Here is an 18,949-nt window from a genome sequence, read left to right as displayed (position 1 = left end):
GCGACCGGTGTGGCGGGTGCGGCCGGCGTGGCGGGTGTGGAGTGTGCGCCGGGAGGACCGGAATCCGGCCCGCCCGCTTCCGTCCGCTCAGCCGGGGCGGAGCATCAGATCGCTCACCGTCCCGTCCCGCGACAGGTCCAACGCGCCCGCCACCACCCGGGCGACGGAATCCACGGTGAGACAGGTGGCGGGGTCGTAGGCGATGCCGAGCCGGGCGTGCAGTTCGGCCTGCATCGGTGTGTCGACCTCTCCGGGGTAGACGGACGTCACGCGGACACCGTGCTGGTACTCCTCCGCGCGGAGCGACTCGGCGAGTGCCTTGAGGGCGAACTTCGACGCCGCGTACGCGGCCAGTCCCGGTGGAGCGTGCAGGCCCGCACCGGAGTTGAGGAACACGACGTGCCCCCGCCGGGTGCGCAGCGCCGGGAGCAACAGCCGGGTCAGCTCTGCGGGTGCCAGCAGGTTCACCGCGCAGATCTCCTGCCACGGTCCGGCTCCCAACTGTGCCACCGCACCGGGCTCCAGGACACCGGCCACGTGCAGCAGCGAGTCCAACTGCTCAGGCAATCCCTGGAGTTCGAGTGCGGCCGCCAGTTCCCCGGGCACGGCTAGGTCGGCCACCAGCGTGCGGCTGCCGGGGAATGCGGCACGCAGGGCCTTCGCCCGACCCGTATCCCTGGCCAGCAGCCACAGTTCCTCCCCGCGCGCCGCAAGCAGCCGAGCCACCGCCGCCCCGATACCCGAATTCGCACCGGTAATGAAATGAACGCTCATAAAGTCATGTTTCCCATAAGTCTCCTATTTAAGGAACGATTTCATGCCATGCTGAGAGGCGATCCGGCCGTGGTCCGATACCTGGACGCTCCGCGGCGACCACGCGCGCGACGATCCGCGAACCCAGGGGTCAGCCGGCGGACCGGGCCGCTTCGACGAGAGCGTCCGCCGCGAGTAGACCGAGGCTGTGGGAGGCGAGAGGGCTGTCGCCCGTGAGGAGCCTCCGGTCCCGGTGGGTCCGGCCGGTCATGTCGTCATTGACGATCTTCAGACCCTGCTCGCTCAGGAGGTCGGCGACGAGCCAGGGCAGGCGCCCCGGGAGATAGCCGATCTCGAGGTTCGGCCCCTCGTCGAGTGCGTCGGGGAAGACGCAGACCGAGTACCCCTTGAACGGCGACTCGTCCTTACCCAGTGTGGCGGCGAGAAGAGCGGCCGGTCCGTGGCACAAGGTGATGACGAACCTGTCGTTGTCCAGGGCCCAGTCGAGCGTCCGCCCCACCGTCTCGCTCGTCGGCAGGCCGACCACCGCTCCGTGCCCGCCCGGGATGAACACCGCCAGGTAGTCCGAGTCGTCCCCAAGTCCGTGCGCGATGACCTCGGAGAGCCTCCTGGGCTGCTTGAGCTGCGGTTTCAGTGCCTCGTACGTGGACATCACCGCTTCGTCCTCGCGCGGCATGGCCCACAGTTCGAGTTTCGCGGGGTAGCCCTGCAGGGTGGCGACATCGACGTCGAAGCCCGCTTCCATCATGTGGTGAAGCGGGAGAAGCATCTCGACCGGGTGGTTTCCGGTGGAGAACATCTTCCCGTTCTCCACCAGTACGTAGCGTTCCCCGGCCGCGATCACGAGCACCTTCCACTTTCCCTCGGTGTAGGCGCCCTTGTGCTGCACTCCGTCGAAATTCGTCTTCGGTGAGGTGTACTTGCTCAGTGAATAAGGTGAAGGGAAGAACGCGTTCTCCTCCGCCGGATCCGGCGTGGGATCCTTGCTCAGACCGCCTACGGCGTGAGACATGCGAACACCTTCTTTCCTGCCCGGCTCGTCGGTGGCTACGAATGGGGTGCGCGACCGGAGGAATTGGTGTGACTGTGACGTCGAGTTGAATCACCCCATGCTACTGCGACCGGACCGTCCCGGCAGGTTGTGGCTGAAGCCGAAGGTGCATGCCGGAGGTGAATGTCGAAGGTGAATGCCGGAGGTGAATGTCCAAGGTGAATGTCGAAAACAGGAATTCGGGTGCCCCTTTCCCCGAACCGCCGCCCGGCCGCCCGGCCGCTCAGCCAGGCGACGCGGCGACCCGTACGCGATCGCTGTCGTTCTCGGAGAGGAACAGGGCCAGTTCCCTTCCCTCCTCGGCGACGCCGGCGAGCTCGGCACGGGAGAGACGGCGCAGCGGGGTGACGACCACGGCGCCGATGCCGGCGCCGACGTTCCAGATCGCGGCGACCCGCCCGTCGACCAGCACGACACGTTCACCGGCGACCGACAGACCGCGGTGGGCGTCGTCGATGATCCGGCCGCGGACGTGGTAACCGAGGATCGCGTTGTCGAACGCTCTAAGCAGGAACCGTACCGGGGCGGGTGTGTCGGGGTCGGGGCGGGGCGCACCCGGGAGGTCCAGCAGCTCCCGGCCGCGCTCGTCGCGGAAGACGACCAGTTCCTCGCGGACCGCGGTCACGCGGTAAGCAGCCCGGCCAGACCGCACCAGGCGCGCAGATCGGCCGAGGCCGCGGGACCGAAGGCGGCCAGGTAGCGGCGTACCAGTGCCTGGCCGACCGGATCGGCGCCGTCACCGGCGGGCCGGTCGATCTCCCGGCCCAGCCAGGAGGAGAGCGGGACGTTGCGCACCCCCGCCTTGGTCCGCCACAGCCCGCGGGGCGGCAACTGCGCCATCGGGACGAGCGCGGCGACCAGCATTTCGCCCAGCGCCCGCGGCCCCGGTTCCGGCCAGCGTCCGGCGAGCGCCCGCGCGAGTTCCGCCATCGACCGGGGCTCGCCGTCGGCCATCACCGACCGCCCCGCCGCGGCGAGTTCGTCGAGGTCCGTGCCCCCGAGCTCGCGACGGTAGTTCCCGAGCACCCGCTGCCGCAGCATGGCGTCGTGGCGGCCCCGCCATGCCAGGGCGTCGTCGGCGGTGACGAGGTGGACGGTGCGGCGCATGAGGTGGGTCCGCACCACGCTCCGCCGGACCAGCAGGTCCGACAGCACCGCAGGGTCGAACGCCCGCAACCGCGACCAGAGCCCGACGAAGGGTTCCTGCGGCTCCTGCGCCTGAAGACCGCAGAGGTGCGCGACGGCGTCGAGGACCGGCACGCCGGCACGATCGAGCAGCAACTGCCGGGCGAGCGTGGCCCGGTTGAGCGCCCGGCTGTCGAGCACGGTCATCGCCACTCCTTTCGGTTCCGTGTGTGTTCCGTGCGCGGGCGGGTCCCCCGGACACCACCGGTCTGTGCAGGTTCTGCCGGCCGGTGCGGGCACTACCCGTGGGCCCAGGCACTGCCGGTCGGTCCGGACGCCCCGCGACCGCGCCGGTGACGACTGCCACCGGCGCGGACGTGACCCCTACCGGGTCGACCGACCCGCGGCGTCCGGTGAGGCCGACGGTCCCGTCCGGCGGGGATCCCGCGCCGGTCAGGTCGACTTCTGTCCGTCGAGCGTCTCGCGCAGGATGTCCGCGTGCCCGGCGTGCTGGGCGGTCTCTGCGATGACGTGCACCAGCACCCGGCGCACACTCCACACCGCTCCCGGCTCGTTCCAGGGCGCCTCCGGCAGCGGATGTGTCACCGACAGGTCGGGTACGGAGGCGATGGTCCTCTCGGTGCGGGCGGCGACCCCCTCGTAGCCCTGGACGATCCCGGCCAGCGTCTCGCCGGGCAGCATCACGAAGTTGTTCTGGTGGTCGATCGCCCAGCGCGGGAACTCACGGGCGGTTCCGGCCGCGAAGTCGGCCCAGGTGACACCCTCGGGCAGGTCGAAACGCATCGCCGAGGGGCCCTCGACCGCGAACCGCATCCACGCGTCCTCGATGGACGCGACGTGCTTGATCAGGCCGGCCAGGCACAGCGCGCTGACCGTCGGCCGTTCGCCGGCCTGCCCGTCGTCGAGACCGCGCGCCGTGTTCGTCAGGGCGGAGCGCACGCTCGCGAGTTCGGCGAGCAGGTCGGCCCGCTCGCCGTCGAGGGTCGTGGAGGGGGTGGTCGTGACAGTCACGGTGATCGGGTCCTTCTGGTCGTTCTCGTCGTCCGGCACAGGACCACGGTCCCAGGAGAAGCGGTCAGGTAGTGTCCGCTGCTCGGGGCAACATGGGCGTCATGCCGAAGACCTCAGCGCGACTGCTGACCCTGCTGTCCCTGCTTCAGGCGCGCCGCGACTGGCCGGGGCAGTCGCTGGCCGAACGGCTGGAGGTCAGCCCGCGCACCGTGCGCCGCGACGTCGACCGCCTGCGCGGGCTCGGCTACCCCGTGGCGGCCACGAAAGGTCCTGACGGGGGCTACCGCCTCGACGCCGGTACGGAGCTGCCGCCGCTGCTGTTCGACGACGACCAGGCCGTCGCCCTCGCCGTCGCGCTCCAGACCGTCGGCACGACCGGTGCCGGCGTCGAGGAGGCCGCGGTGCGCGCGCTGAACACCGTCCGGCAGGTCATGCTTAAGACGGCTGCGCCACCGCGTCGACGCCCTCCGGGTCACCGCCGTCGAGCGCGCGGGGACCGGCCCGGACACGGCTGCCGACGCCCGGCTGCTCGCGACGCTCGGCGCGGCCGTCCAGACCCGCGAGGTGCTGCGCTTCGACTACCCCCTCGCCGCCGCGCGGGAAATCGCCGGAGCCGACCCCGGCGCGGCCCGCCCCCGCCGGGCGGAACCCCACCACCTCGTCACCTGGGGCGGACGCTGGTACCTCGTCGCCTGGGACCTCGACCGGGACGACTGGCGTACCTTCCGCGTCGACCGGATCACCCCGCGCACCCCGACCGGGCCCCGGTTCACCCCGCGTGAACTGCCCGGAGGGGAGGTGGCGGCCTTCGTCGCGAGCAGGTTCCAGGGCTCCGACGGCTCCGCGGGCCGGCCCTGCACCGGCGAGGTGATCCTCGACCTGCCCGCGTCCGTCGTGTCCACGTACACCCGCGACGGAGTCGTCGAGGAACTCGGCCCGGAACGCTGCCGACTCGTCCTGGGCGCGTGGTCATGGCCCGGACTGGCCGCCGCCCTCTGCCGGTTCGACACCGACATCCAGGTCGTGGAGCCGGCCGAGCTCAGGGACGCCTTCGCGCTCCTGGCCCGCCGCTGTGCCGCCGCCGCGACGAACGCGTCCGCCGGGCCCGCCACACCGCCGACGAACCGGTGACCGATGCGCACAACGACCGACGGGAACAAGACGCGGCGCGACGCAGGTGTACGGCACGACGGGCCAGGCGGAGCGCACGGCCCCGGCCCGGTGCCGCTACTCGTCGGGCTCCTCCCGCAGGAGTGTTTCCAGGTCCACGTCGAATCCCTCGGCGCCCGGGAACATCCGGTCCAGGGCCTCGGGCGGCACGTCCTTGTGGCCGTCGGCGCCGAGCAGCGGCTGTTCGGTCCAGATGCACTTGCCCGTCGTGGTGTAGCGCGTGCCCCAGCGCTGGGAGAGCGCGGTGATCAGTTGCAGGCCGCGCCCTCCTTCGTCGGTGTCGGTCGCGCGGCGGATGCGGGGCATCGTCAGACTGCCGTCGAAGACCTCGCAGATCAGCCCGGCGCTGCGGAGCAGACGCAGACGGAGCGGGCCCTTGGCGTGGCGTACGACGTTGCCCACCAGCTCGCTGGCGAGGAGCTCCGTGGTGGGTGTGAGGCTGTCCAGCCCCCAGCGGGTGAGCTGCTCCCGGACGTGCCGGCGGGCCTGGCCGGCCGCCCGCGGGTCCTCGGGGAGGGGCCAGGAGGCCATCCGGTCGCCGGTCAGGGCGTGCAGGCGGGCCACGAGCACCGCCGCGTCGTCGGCCGCCTGGTGCTCGGCGGGCAGCAGACCGGCCGTCAGGATGTCGCAGAGATGGTCGAGGTCCGTGTCGGTGCCGTTCTTGCGGACCGTGCGGAGCAGTTCGGCGAGCTCCGCCATGCCCTCGTCGATGTCCCGCTTCGCCGACTCGACCAGACCGTCGGTGTACAGCACGAGCAGGCTCCCCTCGGGCACCGGCAGCTCGACCGTCTCGAAGGGCGGCTCCGCCGCGCCCAGCGGCGGGTCGGTGGAGAGCTCCGGGAAGTGCACGGTGCCGTCGGGGTGGACCAGCGCGGGCGGCGGGTGCCCGGCACGGGCGATGGAGCAGATCTGGGTGGTGGAGTCGTAGAGCGCGTACAGGCAGGTGACGTACGAGCCCTCGCCCATGCCGCCGACGATGTCGTTGAGGCGGCTCATGATCTCGTCGGGGGGCAGTTCGAGGTCGGCCAGGGTGTGCACGGCGGTGCGCAGCCGTCCCATGGTGGCCGCCTCGGGAAGGCCGTGCCCCATCACGTCGCCGACGACGAGGGCGACCTGGCCGCCGGAGAGCGGGATGACGTCGTACCAGTCGCCGCCCACGTCCATGCCCTGTCCGGCGGGGAGGTAGCGGGCGGCGGCCGTGCACGCGGGCAGATTGGGGAGGACCTGGGGGAGGAGGCTGCGCTGGAGTTCGCGGGAGCGGGTGTGCTCGGCGTCGTAGAGCCTGGCCCGCTCCAGGGCCTGGGCGACGAGCGCGCTGATGGTCGCCAGGAGGGTGCGTTCCTCGTCGGTGAGGCGCCGTGGACGGTCGAAGGACAGGACACACACCCCGAAGGTGTGGCCGGACGCCGTCAGCGGCAGGAACGCCCACGCCTGCTTGTCGGTGCGGTCGGTCCGGTGGGCCAGCGAGGGCGCGTGCGCGGTCATCTCCTGTACCGAGGCCAGGAACAGGGGCCGGCCGGACGCGATCGCGTCCCAGGACGGGTCGCCGGGAGTCCGGGGGCGGTTGTCGAGGAGGTCGAGGAGGTCGGCCGGGTACCCGACGGCTCCGACGTTGCGGAGCAGGTCGTTCTCGACGGCCTGGACCAGCAGGCCGGCGGCCGCGAAGGGGGGCAGCACCCGCCGGGCGACGGCGTCCACCACATCGCGTGAGGTCGTCGCCTTGGCGAGTGCGGTGGTCAGCTCGCTGATCCGGGCCGATCGTGCGGACGCGGCGAGCTCGGCGGCCAGGCGTTCCTCCTCCATGCGCCGTCTCTCGGTGACATCGGTGAAGTAGAGGGTGCGGCCGTCGGGCCCCGGGACGAGGCGCACCTGGTAACGGCGCCCGCTGTCCCGCATGTGCACATCGAAGCTGGCGGGTTTCTCCTTCGCGGCGGCCGTGCGGCACTGGCTCTCCAGCCCGGGAACCTGCTGGGCGGCGGGCAGGTCCCACAGGACGCGTCCGAACAGCTCCTCCTCGGAGAAACCCAGCGTGCGTTCGGCTTCCAGGTTGGCGAAGGTGATCCGCCATTCGTCGTCCACCGAGAGGAAGCCGTCGCTCATGTGGCGCAGGGCCCGGCTGAGCGCGTCACGGGCGGAGCGGGACTCGTCGCTGGTCCATCCCAGGCCGCCCATCCGGAGCGGTTCGCCGTTCTCGTCGTACGTGGCGCCGGCGCGGGTCTGGGTCCAGCCCCAGGTGCCGTCCCGTTTGCGCACCCGGTACTCGGCCTCGAACACGCCGTGGTCCCGGATGGCCCGCTCCGCCGCCGCGAGAGTCGGTGCCAGATCGTCGGGGTGGACGATCCGCATCCAGTTCTCGATCCTGCCGGTGAAGTCCGCGGGCAGGGTGCCGTAGAGCTCCAGGGCCGCCGCGTCCCAGATCAGCTCGCCGGTCCGGATGTCCCAGTCCCACGATCCGACGCTGACCTCCTTCAGCGCCTCCCGCAGATGCTCCCTGTTCAGCTCCGCGTGCGAGGGCCCGGACGGCGGCGGTGCCTCGACCATGCGCTCCTCGGCCCAGGTGACGACGGCCCGCAGGAAGTCCCACTGCTCAGGGCTGGGCTCCCCGGCGTCACCCATGAGCACGGTCAGCGCACCGATGCCGCGGTCCCTGCCGAACAGCGGCACGGCGGCCAGGCCGGTGCCGGGCCAGACGGCCTCGGCGGGCTCCGCCGGGGGCTACCGGGCCCGGCGGGACCGGCGGGCGGCAGGGTGGCGGGCAGGGGCACCCACACGCCGCTGCCCCGCTGCAGGGCACGGGCCGGGGCGAGCGGACCCTCCTGGTCGACGATCTCCCAGGCCTGGGTGAGGGCGGGCGGGAGACCGGCTGACGACACCATGCGCAGCATGGACATGGGGCCACGAAGATGGATCGTTCCGCCCAGGGCGCCCAGCTCTCCCAGCGCGTGCTGCAGCGCCAACCGGAAGATGTCACTCTCCGTGACTCCGGGGGCCACTGTACGCAGCAGAGCCAGCCGTGCGTTCATGGTGGAAACCCTATCGTCCACGTTTCGCCCGAAACCGCGCCTCGCAGGATTCTCACGCCGCGCCGCCGTACGCGCCACCCGAGCCTCAACGGCGCCGCAACCGGAACCACTTCGTTCCGGTTGCCGACTGCCCCGTAACGCTGTACGCGGGTGGCGTACCGGACCCGCGTCCCCGCCCGGTTCCCCCTGGGGCAGGGCCCGGGCGCGGAACGTCGGAACGGGGCGGCCGGGGAAACGGGGCGGCGGGGGAGCGCTCCTCCTCGGCGGACAGTGGCATGATCGCGCGCGGCATGCGACGGTGGCGCGATGACGACGAACGACTACGACCGCGTACGCCTCGGTATCGAGGCCATGACCGCCTACGTCTCCGGCGACAACCTCATGACGAAGTACATGATGGAGCGCGCGGAGTCGGACGGGAACCTCGACCAGGTCGCGGACGGTGTGACGGGACTGTGCGCTCTGCTTCTGCGTCAACTCGCGGAGATGACGGGGAAACAGGAACTGGAGATCCTCCAGGAGATCGCCCGGGGCCTCAATCGCACCGAGCAGCGCGAGCAGTAGCCACCCGCCGGCCCGCTCAGGGGCTGGCGCCGGACGCGGTCCGGCGGCAGCCCCTGAGCGCTGCGCGCCGGTCCGTCCCGGGACGGTCCTCGGCTCATCCGGAGGCCGGGAAGTCCACGCCGCGGGAGACGGCCTCGCGTGCGCGAATGCCGGCGAGAGTCGCGTCGAGCCGCTCGACCACGGCGTCGTATCCGGCGCCGCCCAGGACGAGGTTGGGCGGAGGCTCCTCCTCGTCGAGGGCCTCGATCACGGCGCGGACGGCGCGGACGGGATCGCCCGGCTGGTTGCCGTCCTGCGTGATCATGAAGTCCCGTACGGACTCCACCAGCGGCCGGTAGGCGTCCACGGTCTCGGCCACCGGCTCGTCCGCGAAACCGGCGTAGGCCCGGGTGCGGAAGGCGCCGGGCTCCACGGCGAGGACCCGGATGCCCAGCGGCGCCACTTCCTCGCGCAGCACCTCGGTGAGCCCCTCGAGCGCGAACTTGGTGGCGGAGTAGTAGCCGAAGCCGGTGACTCCCCTCAGGCCGGCCACGGAGGACATGTTGACGATCCATCCGCTCTGCCGGGCGCGCATGCCGGGCAGAACGGCGCGCAGGACGGCCACGACGGCGAAGAAGTTCAGTTCGAAGGTGCGCCGGACGGCGTCGTCGGGCATGCCCTCGACGGACCCGTACCAGCCCCGTCCGGCGTTGTTGACCAGGACGTCGATGCCGCCGAAGCGTGCCTCCGCCGCTGTGACGGCGTCCTCGATCCGCTGGGTGTCGGTGACGTCGAGTGGCAGGACCAGCACCCTGTCGCCGTGAGGTACGGCCCACTCCCTGAGCAGTTCCGGCCTGCGTGCCGTGAGGACGACGTTGTCGCCGCGTTCCAGGGCCGCGTCCGCGTAGGCCGAACCGAATCCGCCAGGGGTTCCCCCGGTGATGAACCACGTCTTCATGGCCTGCTTCCCTCGGCTTCCTTCTCGTTCCTTCTGCTTCGTTCTGCTTCGTTCTGCTTCGTTCTGGCTCGTTCGTCCTGGTGCGTTCCGCGCGGTGAGCGCGACCTTGCGCGCGGGTCGGCGGCGGACGTGGGGGCTCAGCCCTCGATGACGAGCCGCTCGATGAGTCCGTCGCGCAGGGTGAACCGGAAGCGCAGGTCGACGACCCCGCCGGGGAAGTCGCCTTCGAGCCGCTGGGTGACCGTGTACTCCCGGTCGGAGGTCTCGTGGACCGCGATGGGTTCGATCGTGTAGCTGTACTCGCCGGCGGTGCGGTTCATCCACCGCTCGATGGCGTCGATGCCGCTGTGGGCCGTCCCGTCGTCGGTCACCGTGGCGTCCGGGGTGAAGTTCGCGAGCTCCGCCGCGGTCTCGTGCAGACGATGGGCGGCCAGATAACGGGTGACGGCCTGGGGGAGTGTGTCGAGTGTGACGGGTGACATGGGATGTTCCTCGGAGCTCGGGTGGGCGTGGCTGCCGTGTGGACAGGGCGCATCGCGCCGAGTCACTGCTAAATCAGAAGTGACTGACTTCGACTGTAGCAGTTACTACTGCTAAGGTAGAGCCCTGTAGGCGACGGAACGGAAGGGGGCGCGCGTGCCGGCCCGAATTCGCCTGGAAGACCGCGAGTGCCCGCTGTCCCGGACCGTCCAGCACGTGGGCGAGTGGTGGACGCTGCTGATCCTGCACGACGCGTTCGACGGCTTCACCAGGTTCGATCAGTTCCAGGAGAACCTCGGTATCTCGTCCAGCATGCTGACGAGCAGGCTCAAGTCCCTGGTGGCCGAAGGACTCTTCGAGCGTCGCCTGTACCAGACCCACCCGGACCGCTACGAGTACGTCCTCACGGAGTACGGCCGTTCCCTGCGCTCGGTCATCGTCGCCCTCGCCGCCTGGGGCAACTCCCGGCTCGACGCGGGCGAGCGGGCCATGATCCTGGTCGACGCGCGGACGGGCGCCGAGGCGGATCCCGTGGTCGTCGACCGGACGACGGGGCGGCGTGTCGACACGGACGAGTTCGTCTTCACGGCCGGCCCGGCCGCGAGCGAGGCCATGCGGACCCGGTACGCGGACCCGGCGAACGGCGCCTGACCGTCCCCGCCGGTCACCGTCACATCTCCGGTGAAGCCCTGGTCAGGCCGGTGCGAGCAGGGTGAACTCCGCGCGGCCACGGACTTCACCGTTGACCTGGAGCTCCAGGGCGTGCGCCCCCGGATGGAAGACCCGGGTGGTGATCCTCCTGAACGAGTGCCGACGGCTGATGGAGACGCGTTCGCCCGCCTCCAGCGTCCTGGTGGTGAGCTTGAAGACCTTGGGTGCGGTGCTGCCGTTCGCCTTCTGGTAGTGGATCACGTAGTCGATCACCAGCTTGGCGGGTGCCGCCCCCTCGTTGGCGACGTCGAACGCGAAAGTGATCTCGTCGCCCATGGTCACCCGGTCCTCGCCCAGCTGCGGGCCGGAGACGGCGACCTCCGTCGCGGGCTCGAAGCCCATCAGGGCCAGTGCCCCGGGGTGCCCCTTCTTCACCGCCGTGCGCAGCGCGTGTCGTACGACTCGGGGCGTGTGTTCGTCCGGCGCCGCGCTCCACCCGGCCGCGACCTCGACGGCCAGGTCGGGGACGGCGTGACTGATGTCGTTCACGTGGTTGGCCACGGAGCGCCGCACGTACTCGGACGGATCGCGGTAGAGCGCGTCCAGGAGGGGACGGGTGACTTCGGGGCTGTCCAGGAGTGCGGGGACGCGGACCGCCCACGGCAGCCGGGGCCGTGTTCCCTCGCTCGCCAGGCGCCGCACGTGCTCGTCCGGATGGTCGGTCCACCGCCGGACGACGCGCAGGCTCCGCTCGAGATCGGCTCTGAGCATCCGCCGGATCGCGAACTCCGCGGTCAGCCGGGGGGTCAGGTCCGCCAGCAGGTGCAGTGCCGCCTCGAAGGCGTCGTGATCGTCGTCCTCGAGGGCGCGCGTGACGACCGCCTCCGTCACCGGCCAGATCATCCACCCGGTGAACCCGGGATCCGCGAGCGCCGTGCGAACGACGGTCTGGGTCGCGGTGTAACCCTCGGGGAGGTGCGCCGTCAGGACATCCCGCAGCAGATCGCTGCGTTCACGCAGGGCCAGTCCGTCGAGCCTCTCCCCGCACGCGCGTACGGCCTGCCCGTCGCGCGGCCGGCCGGCCCTGTCGAGGCAGTCGGCGAGACCGGCCACCGCCGCCGATCCCAGCAGTTCCTCGGCCAGCGGCACGTGACGCTCCTTGTCTCCGCGCACGCGGAACTCAGGGGGACGGTTCGGAAGAAGCTCCTGGTGCGGGGTGTGGACCGCAGTGGGGCGCGCTCCCCGAACCCGTTACTTCTAGATTAGCAGTAACTGGTTACGGGGGCCGGACCAAAGCTCGCACCACGGCGGCCCGGTGGGCCGTCGGCACCTCACCACCCGCGTGGAGCAGCACGTCAACGCCCGCGGCGGGACCCGGTCAGGCAGGCTGCCACAGCTCGACCCGATTGCCCTCGGGATCGGTGACCCAGCCGAATCGGCCGACCCCTTCCATGTCCTGCGTCTCGTCGGCCACGTCCGCTCCCTTGGCCCGCAACTGCGCGAGCATCGCGTCCAGGTCGCGGACGCGGAAGTTGAGCATGGCCTGCTGGGCGGGGGACCCGAAGTAGTCGGTGCCGGACTCGAACGTCGCGAACACCGTCGGCCCGTCTCCCTGACGCCACAGACCGTGCTCGTCGGCGTCGAGGCCCAGGCAGTCGCGGTACCAGGCGCTCAGGGCCGCCGGGTCCGCGGCCCTCATGAAGTACCCACCGATTCCCAGCACACGTTCCATGCCGCCATCTTGCCAGGGCGCCGACCGGACGGGCCGGCCACCACACCCATGTCCCCCTTCACCCCTCTCCCGACGGGAGAGGAACTCGTCTGCGGTGTCGTCACGGCGTGCCGAGCGGGCTCTCTCCGGAGGCGGGATCGAAGGTGCCGGGAGCCGGTCGCCGGCGGCTCCCCTTTTATCGGGGTTTCCTCGGGGTTTCACCGCGGTTTTCCCCGGGGCTTGACGCAATTGACCGCCATTCGGGTGAAGCGCGCGTTACTCCAACGGTGCGGGGGGCCAACGAGCAGAGGCTTGTCGTACGGTGCCGTGGTATCCAAGCGGTCGATTCGGAGTGGCAGCCTGACGGTGGACGAATGAGACTGAAGTCCACGGTTTCGCGATCACGTAAGAGAGTACGGTCTCGTGGCTCGGAAACGGCTCGGTCGGGCCATTCGCCGGAGCGTGAGGACACCGGACCGGCCGCCCGTGGCAATCGGGAGCCGAAATGTCTTCTCAGGAGGTCGAATGGTGGAGCAGTCCTCCGAGGTCTTCATAGTCGGACCGGACGAAGCAGCCGCGGCCAGGCCGAGCAGTGCCGACCCGACGACGGCCGAGACCGAGCGGAAACTCGCTGAAGTACTGGCGGGCGTCGTCTCCGCGGAGCACGTGCCGGTCGACAGCCACTTCTTCGACGACCTCGGGGCCAACTCGCTGGTCATGGCCCAGTTCTGCGCGCGGGTCAGGAAGCGGGCGGATCTGCCGTCCGCGTCGATGAAGGACATCTACCGGTACCCCACGATCCGAAGCCTGGCGACGGCTCTCGCGGAGGTCGTCCCCGCCCCGGTCGACGGGTCGCTCCCCGTGGCGCCGTCCGTGCCGGCACCGTCGCCGACCCCGGCGCCGCGGCCGAGCACGTGGCGCTACGTCCTGTGCGGAACCGCGCAATTGCTGATTTTCCTCGGGTACTCCTTCTTCAGTGGCCTGGTCGCCGCCCGCGGCTACGAATGGATCGCCGCCGGTTCGGGCCTGGCCGGCGTCTACGCGCGGTCGTTCCTGTTCGGCGGCCTCGGATTCATCGCGCTGTGCGGATTCCCGATCGTCGCCAAATGGATTCTCATCGGCCGCTGGAAGCCGCGTGAATTCCCCGTCTGGAGTCTGACCTATCTGCGTTTCTGGCTCGTCAAGGCACTGCTCCATGCCAATCCGATGATCTTCTTTGTCGGTAATCCGCTGTACGTGCTGTATCTGCGCGCGCTCGGCGCGCGCATCGGCAGTGGAGTAACGATCCTCTCCCGCTCGGTCCCCGTCTGCACCGACCTGCTCACGATCGGCTCCGGGACGGTGATCCGCAAGGACTCGTTCTTCCTCTGCTACCGGGCGCACTCGGGGCGGATCGAGACCGGCCGGGTCACCCTCGGCCGGGACGTGTTCGTCGGCGAGAAGACCGTCCTCGACATCGACACGGCGATGGGGGACGGAGCCCAGCTCGGCCACTCGTCCGCTCTGTACCGCGGCCAGGTCGTCCCGGACGGCGAGCGGCGGCACGGCTCCCCGGCGGAACCCACCCGGATCGACCACGTGCGGGTCGCGCCGGCGGCCTGCGGCAACCCCCGCCGGGCCTGGTTCGCGATCGCCGGCCTGCTCCAGCTGTTCTTCCTGTACCTCCCGCTGGCCGTCGGCGGGATGTACATGCTGTTCACCCAGATCCCGGCGCTCGGCGAGCGGCTGGACGCGGCCACGCCCGCGATCACGTCGCCGGGCTTCCTCGTCGACGCCCTGGTGCTGTCCCTCGCGCTGTTCTTCGGCTTCGTGGTCCTGGGTCTCGTCGCCCTGTTCACCCTGCCGCGCCTGCTGAGTCTCGCCATCGAGCCCGACAGGGTCTATCCGCTGTACGGCTTCCAGTACGCGCTGCACCGGGCGACGACGACCATGACGAACATCCGGTTCTTCGCCTGGCTCTTCGGTGACAGCTCCTACATCGTCCCCTACCTGCGCGGCCTCGGGTACGACCTGTCGGAGGTCGAGCAGACCGGGTCGAACTTCGGGTCGGAGATGCAGCACGAGACCCCGCTCCTGGCGACCGTCGGCAGCGGGACGATGATCGCGGACGGCCTCTCGCTCATCAACGCGGACTTCTCGAGCACGTCCTTCCGGGTGTCCCGGGCGACGATCGGGCCGCGCAACTTCCTCGGCAACAACATCGCCTATCCCGCCGGCGGCCGGACGGGAGAGAACTGTCTGCTCGCGACGAAGGTGATGGTTCCCCTGGACGGCGAGGTCCGTACGGGTGTCGGGCTGCTCGGATCACCGTGCTTCGAGATCCCCCGCTCGGTGGAGCGCGACTCCCGGTTCGACCACCTCAGGACCGGTGGGGAACTGCGCCGCAACCTCGCCGCGAAGAACCGCTACAACCTCCGCTCGATGGCGCTCTTCCTGTTCCTGCGCTGGCTGCACACCCTGGCGCTCACGGCGTTCGCCCTCGCCTCCGTCAGCCTCTACGGAGTCCTCGGGCACATCGTGATCGGCGCGTACGTGGCGATCACCCTGACGTTCACCGCCCTGTACTTCGTCCTGGTGGAACGTTGCGTCGCCTGGTTCGGCAGGCTGAGCCCGCGACTGTGCTCCATCTACGACCCGTACTTCTGGTGGCACGAGCGCCTGTGGAAGGTGCCGGACCACTACCTCAACATCTTCAACGGGACCCCCTTCAAGAACGTGATCTGGCGGCTGCTGGGCGTGCGTATCGGACGCCGGGTCTTCGACGACGGCTGCTATCTGACGGAGCGGACACTCGCCGCCATCGGGGACGACTGCACGCTCAGCGCCGGAAGCAAGATCCAGTGCCACTCGCAGGAGGACGGCACGTTCAAGTCGGACCGCACCACCCTCGGTGCGGGCTGCACCCTCGGGGTCGGCTCCCATGTGCACTACGGCGTGACGATGGGTGACGGCGCCGTGCTGGCACCCGACTCCTTCCTCATGAAGGGCGAGGAGGTCCCCTCGTTCGCGCACTGGGGAGGAAACCCCGCCGTGGAGACCACGACCGCCCCGGCGCACCCCGACGGCGTCGGCGCGGCGGCGGGAACGTACTCGGCCGGCAGCAACGCGGCTACGGCGAGTTGAGGAAGGCCATTCGATGGGAGCGAACGTGGAGGCGGACCGGGAGTACTGGAGCCGTGTACTGGCCGCCGGGGGATTCACCCCGGCCCCACGGTGGTCGCGGGAGCCGGTCGCCGGTGTGGCCGAGTACGAGGCGCTGGTGCCGGGCGACGTGATGGAGGCGGTGCGCGCCCTGGCGCGCGATGTGGGCGCGCCGGTGAGTTCGGTGCTGCTGGCCGCGCACGCGAAGGTACTGGCCGTGCTGTCCGGCGAGCGGGACGTGGTGACGGGATACACCGCCGCGGGGACGGACGCCGGTCCGCTGCCCTGCCGGCTGACCGTCGCCCAGCAGTCGTGGCGCCGGCTCCTGGTGAGCGTCCGTGGGGCCGAGGCAGACCTGCTGGCACACCGGGACTTCGCCGTGGACGCGCTGTGCCGGGAGTCGGGGACGACCGGGCCGTCGTACGAGATCACGTTCGACCCCGCCGGGACGGCGGGCGTCCTGCCCGCGGACGTGGTGCTGGATGTCGGCTGGTGCGATCGCGGCGCGGATCCGGTGCTGCGGCTGCGGTACCGCACCGAGGTGCTGGACGCCGAGTGCGCGGCCCGGATCGCCGGCCACCACCTCGCCGCGCTCACGCTGATGGCCGCCGACGCGGACGCCGATCACGCACGGCAGAGTCTGCTGTCGCCCGAGGAGGTGCGGTACCAGCTCCAGGCACTGGCCGGACCGCGCCGACCGCTGCCCGAAGGACGGGTGCACGAGCTGTTCGAGCAGCGGGCGCGCAGGCACCCGGAGACGGTGGCGGCGGTCCACGGCGAGCGGGCCTGGACGTACGGGGAGCTCAACGCGCGCGCGAACCGGCTCGCGCGGGCCCTGCTGGCGCGCGGACTGGGCCGCGAGGAAGCGGTCGCCGTCGTCACCGAACGCAACCTCGACTGGCTGGCCGCCGTGCTGGCGGTGTTCAAGGCCGGCGGCGTCTATCTGCCGATCGAGCCCCACTTCCCCGCGGGACGCATCGAGGCGACCCTGGCGCGTGCCGGCTGCCGGCTCGTGCTGACCGAGTCCGGCAGCACCGGCACGCTCGACCGGGCGCTGGGCGCGCTTCCGGGCGTCGAGAGGCTGCTGGCGGGGACGGCGTACGAGGAACAGCACGACGACAGTGACCTCGGGGTGAAGGTGACGGCCGGTCAACTGGCCTACATCTACTTCACCTCCGGCTCCACCGGCGAGCCCAAGGGCGCGATGTGCGAGCACGCGGGCATGCTCAACCACCTCTACGCCAAGATCGACGACCTCGGGATCGACCAGGACCGGGTGGTGGCGCAGACGGCCCCCCAGTGCTTCGACATCTCGCTGTGGCAGCTGCTGGCCGCGCTGCTGGTGGGCGGCCGGACGCTGCTCGTCGGACAGCAGGTGATCGTCGACGTGGAGCGGTTCGTCGACACGCTGGTCCAGGGCCGGGTGGGGGTGGCGCAGGTCGTGCCCTCCTACCTGGAGGTGGTGGTGTCGTACCTGGAGCAGCACCCCCGTGAACTGCCCGACCTGACCCGGGTGTCGGTGACCGGAGAGGCACTGAAGCGGGAGCTGGTCCAGCGCTGGTTCGCGATCCAGCCGGCGATCGGGCTCGTCAACGCCTACGGGCTGACCGAGACCTCGGACGACACCAACCACGAGATCATGGACGGCGTCCCGGACCGTGTGCTGCTCGGGCGCCCGGTCAACAACGTGCACGTCTACGTCGTCGACGAACACCTGGCGCTGGTGCCGCTCGGCGCCCCGGGACTGATCGCGTTCTCCGGGGTCTGCGTGGGCCGGGGATACGTCAACGACCCCGAGCGGACCCGCGAGGCGTACCGGAAGGATCCCTACCGGTCGGGGGAGCGGCTCTATCTGGGCGGCGACCGGGGACGCTGGCATCCGGGCGGTTCGCTGGAGTTCCTCGGCCGCCGGGACAACCAGGTCAAGATCCGAGGCTTCCGCATCGAGATCGGCGAGATCGAGAACACCCTGCTGCGGGTGCCCGGTGTCCGGGACGGCGCGGTGGTGGTCGCCGAGTCGGCCGGCGGCACGCACCTGATCGCCTACTACTGCGGCCGGTCCCTTCCCACGGACGTGCTGCGCGAGGCGCTGGGCGCCGTACTGCCCGCCTACATGATCCCCTCCGCCTTCCACCGGCAGGAGAGCCTGCCCCTGACCGCCAACGGGAAGATCGACACAAAGGCCCTGACCGCGCTGGCCGAACAGACCGCGACGGGTGCCGCCGACGACCGCGAGGCAGAGAGCGGGAGCGCTCCGCACACCCCTGCCGAGCGGAAACTGGCCGGCGTGTGGGCCGACTTGCTGGGCCTACCCGAGCACAGCGTCGGCCGGCGGGACCACTTCTTCGACTCCGGCGGCACCTCGCTGACGGCCGTGAAACTCACCGTCGCCCTGGACCGCGCGGTGTCCCTCAAGGACATCACCGCCCACCCCGTGCTCGCCGACCTCGCCGCGCTCCTCGACGGCGCCGTACGCCGGCGCCACGAACTGCTGCAGCCGCTCGCGGAACCGGACGGCCCCTCGGAGTGCGCCCTGGTGTGCTTCCCCCACGCGGGCGGCAACGCCGTCAACTTCCGGCCGATGGCCGACGCCCTCGCGGCCACGGGCCACGGACCCTCGGTCTACGCCGTCGAGCCGCCCGGTCACGACCTGGCCGCCGACGCAGAGCCGTTCGCGCCGCTGGCACAGGTGGCCCGGCAGGTCGTCAGCGAGATCGTCGGGCGCGGGCTGACCCGGGTCGTGCTCTGGGGGCATTCCTCGGGCGCCGCCCCGGCGCTGGAGACGGCGAGGCTGCTGCGGGAGCGGGGAGTGGACGTGCCCCGGGTGTTCCTGGGCGCCCAGCTCCTGGGCACCGCCGGCGACCGGCGTGCGGCGCTCATCGAACTGGCGGGGCGGAGCAACGCCGAGATCGCCGCCGGGCTGAGTTCGGACAGCGGGTACACCGAGCTCGGTGAGCTGAACGCGCTCCACGCCGAACACATCGGTGCCGCCTACCGGAACGACTGCGTGGCCGCCCACCGCTATCTGACCGACGCCCTGGAGAGCCCTCCAGCGGTCAGGCTCTCCGTGCCGGTCACCGTGGTCGTCGCCGCCGACGACGACCACACGGCGGGGTTCGCCGACCGCTACCGCGACTGGCAGCTCCTGGCCGAACAGGTGGAACTGCGCGAACTCGCCGACGGCGGCCACTACTTCCCGCGCACCCGCCCGGACGCGGCCGCACAGGCGGTCCTGGACGCCGCCGAACTGCTCGCCTCCCCCTCACCCACGTGAGCGGACCTCACCCCTG

General features: G+C 71.0%; 13 protein-coding genes and 2 pseudogenes. 5 read left to right on the top strand and 10 right to left on the bottom strand.

Features of this window, described 5'->3' with window-relative positions; all coding sequences use genetic code 11:
• Positions 1-87: 87 nt before the first annotated feature.
• The 4 genes and pseudogenes from HEP85_RS04795 to HEP85_RS04780 form a co-directional block, all read right to left on the bottom strand.
• Entirely contained in the window at positions 88-774 is a 687-nt protein-coding gene (locus HEP85_RS04795) for an SDR family oxidoreductase (protein ID WP_168526477.1), read from the bottom strand.
• Positions 775-904: 130 nt separating this feature from the next.
• Complete coding sequence (hchA, locus tag HEP85_RS04790; RefSeq protein WP_168526475.1) at positions 905-1,786, bottom strand: glyoxalase III HchA; 882 nt, start codon at positions 1,784-1,786, stop codon at positions 905-907.
• Positions 1,787-2,048: 262 nt separating this feature from the next.
• A pseudogene (locus HEP85_RS04785) lies at positions 2,049-3,157 on the bottom strand (winged helix DNA-binding domain-containing protein).
• 246 nt (positions 3,158-3,403) lie between these two features.
• On the bottom strand, positions 3,404-3,982 hold the full coding sequence (locus HEP85_RS04780) for a DinB family protein (protein ID WP_168533339.1): 579 nt from the start codon (positions 3,980-3,982) through the stop codon (positions 3,404-3,406).
• 101 nt (positions 3,983-4,083) lie between these two features.
• Here HEP85_RS04780 and HEP85_RS04775 point away from each other — a divergent pair.
• Positions 4,084-5,113 (top strand): annotated as a pseudogene (locus HEP85_RS04775) (helix-turn-helix transcriptional regulator).
• 96 nt (positions 5,114-5,209) lie between these two features.
• Here the strand turns inward: HEP85_RS04775 and HEP85_RS04770 are convergent.
• Complete coding sequence (locus tag HEP85_RS04770) at positions 5,210-7,816, bottom strand: SpoIIE family protein phosphatase (protein WP_369657594.1); 2,607 nt, start codon at positions 7,814-7,816, stop codon at positions 5,210-5,212.
• The gene (locus HEP85_RS04765) at positions 7,777-8,175 is read right to left on the bottom strand and encodes a hypothetical protein (protein ID WP_248001832.1); all 399 of its coding nucleotides are present in this window, start codon (positions 8,173-8,175) and stop codon (positions 7,777-7,779) included. The genes HEP85_RS04770 and HEP85_RS04765 overlap by 40 nt, the downstream gene beginning before the upstream one ends.
• A 306-nt stretch (positions 8,176-8,481) precedes the next feature.
• Here HEP85_RS04765 and HEP85_RS04760 point away from each other — a divergent pair, with 306 nt between their 5' ends.
• Complete coding sequence (locus tag HEP85_RS04760; protein ID WP_168526471.1) at positions 8,482-8,739, top strand: hypothetical protein; 258 nt, start codon at positions 8,482-8,484, stop codon at positions 8,737-8,739.
• Positions 8,740-8,833: 94 nt separating this feature from the next.
• Here HEP85_RS04760 and HEP85_RS04755 read toward each other — a convergent pair whose 3' ends face one another.
• Together HEP85_RS04755 and HEP85_RS04750 are read right to left on the bottom strand one after the other, a co-directional pair.
• Entirely contained in the window at positions 8,834-9,676 is an 843-nt protein-coding gene (locus tag HEP85_RS04755; RefSeq protein ID WP_168526469.1) for an SDR family NAD(P)-dependent oxidoreductase, read from the bottom strand.
• Positions 9,677-9,813: 137 nt separating this feature from the next.
• Complete coding sequence (locus HEP85_RS04750) at positions 9,814-10,158, bottom strand: nuclear transport factor 2 family protein (protein WP_168526467.1); 345 nt, start codon at positions 10,156-10,158, stop codon at positions 9,814-9,816.
• Between the two features lie 154 nt (positions 10,159-10,312).
• Here HEP85_RS04750 and HEP85_RS04745 point away from each other — a divergent pair, with 154 nt between their 5' ends.
• Complete coding sequence (locus HEP85_RS04745; RefSeq protein ID WP_168526465.1) at positions 10,313-10,807, top strand: helix-turn-helix domain-containing protein; 495 nt, start codon at positions 10,313-10,315, stop codon at positions 10,805-10,807.
• A 42-nt stretch (positions 10,808-10,849) separates the two neighbouring features.
• Here HEP85_RS04745 and HEP85_RS04740 read toward each other — a convergent pair whose 3' ends face one another.
• Both HEP85_RS04740 and HEP85_RS04735 read right to left on the bottom strand, forming a co-directional pair.
• Positions 10,850-11,956, bottom strand: coding sequence for a DNA alkylation repair protein (locus tag HEP85_RS04740; RefSeq protein ID WP_168526463.1), 1,107 nt, complete (start codon positions 11,954-11,956; stop codon positions 10,850-10,852).
• Positions 11,957-12,185: 229 nt separating this feature from the next.
• Positions 12,186-12,539, bottom strand: a complete 354-nt coding sequence (locus tag HEP85_RS04735) for a VOC family protein (RefSeq protein ID WP_168526461.1) — start codon at positions 12,537-12,539, stop codon at positions 12,186-12,188.
• Between the two features lie 504 nt (positions 12,540-13,043).
• Between HEP85_RS04735 and HEP85_RS04730 the strand changes: the two genes are divergently transcribed.
• Both HEP85_RS04730 and HEP85_RS04725 read left to right on the top strand, forming a co-directional pair.
• On the top strand, positions 13,044-15,641 hold the full coding sequence (locus HEP85_RS04730; RefSeq protein ID WP_369657593.1) for a Pls/PosA family non-ribosomal peptide synthetase: 2,598 nt from the start codon (positions 13,044-13,046) through the stop codon (positions 15,639-15,641).
• A 13-nt stretch (positions 15,642-15,654) separates the two neighbouring features.
• Positions 15,655-18,933, top strand: coding sequence for an amino acid adenylation domain-containing protein (locus tag HEP85_RS04725; protein WP_369657592.1), 3,279 nt, complete (start codon positions 15,655-15,657; stop codon positions 18,931-18,933).
• The last annotated feature ends 16 nt before the right edge of the window (positions 18,934-18,949 follow it).

Origin of the sequence: Streptomyces sp. RPA4-2 (assembly GCF_012273515.2) — a bacterium.
Classification (GTDB): Bacteria; Actinomycetota; Actinomycetes; order Streptomycetales; family Streptomycetaceae; genus Streptomyces; species Streptomyces kaempferi.
The sequence above is the reverse complement of the archived record's forward strand: the minus strand, read 5'-3'. Positions and strand labels throughout refer to the sequence as shown.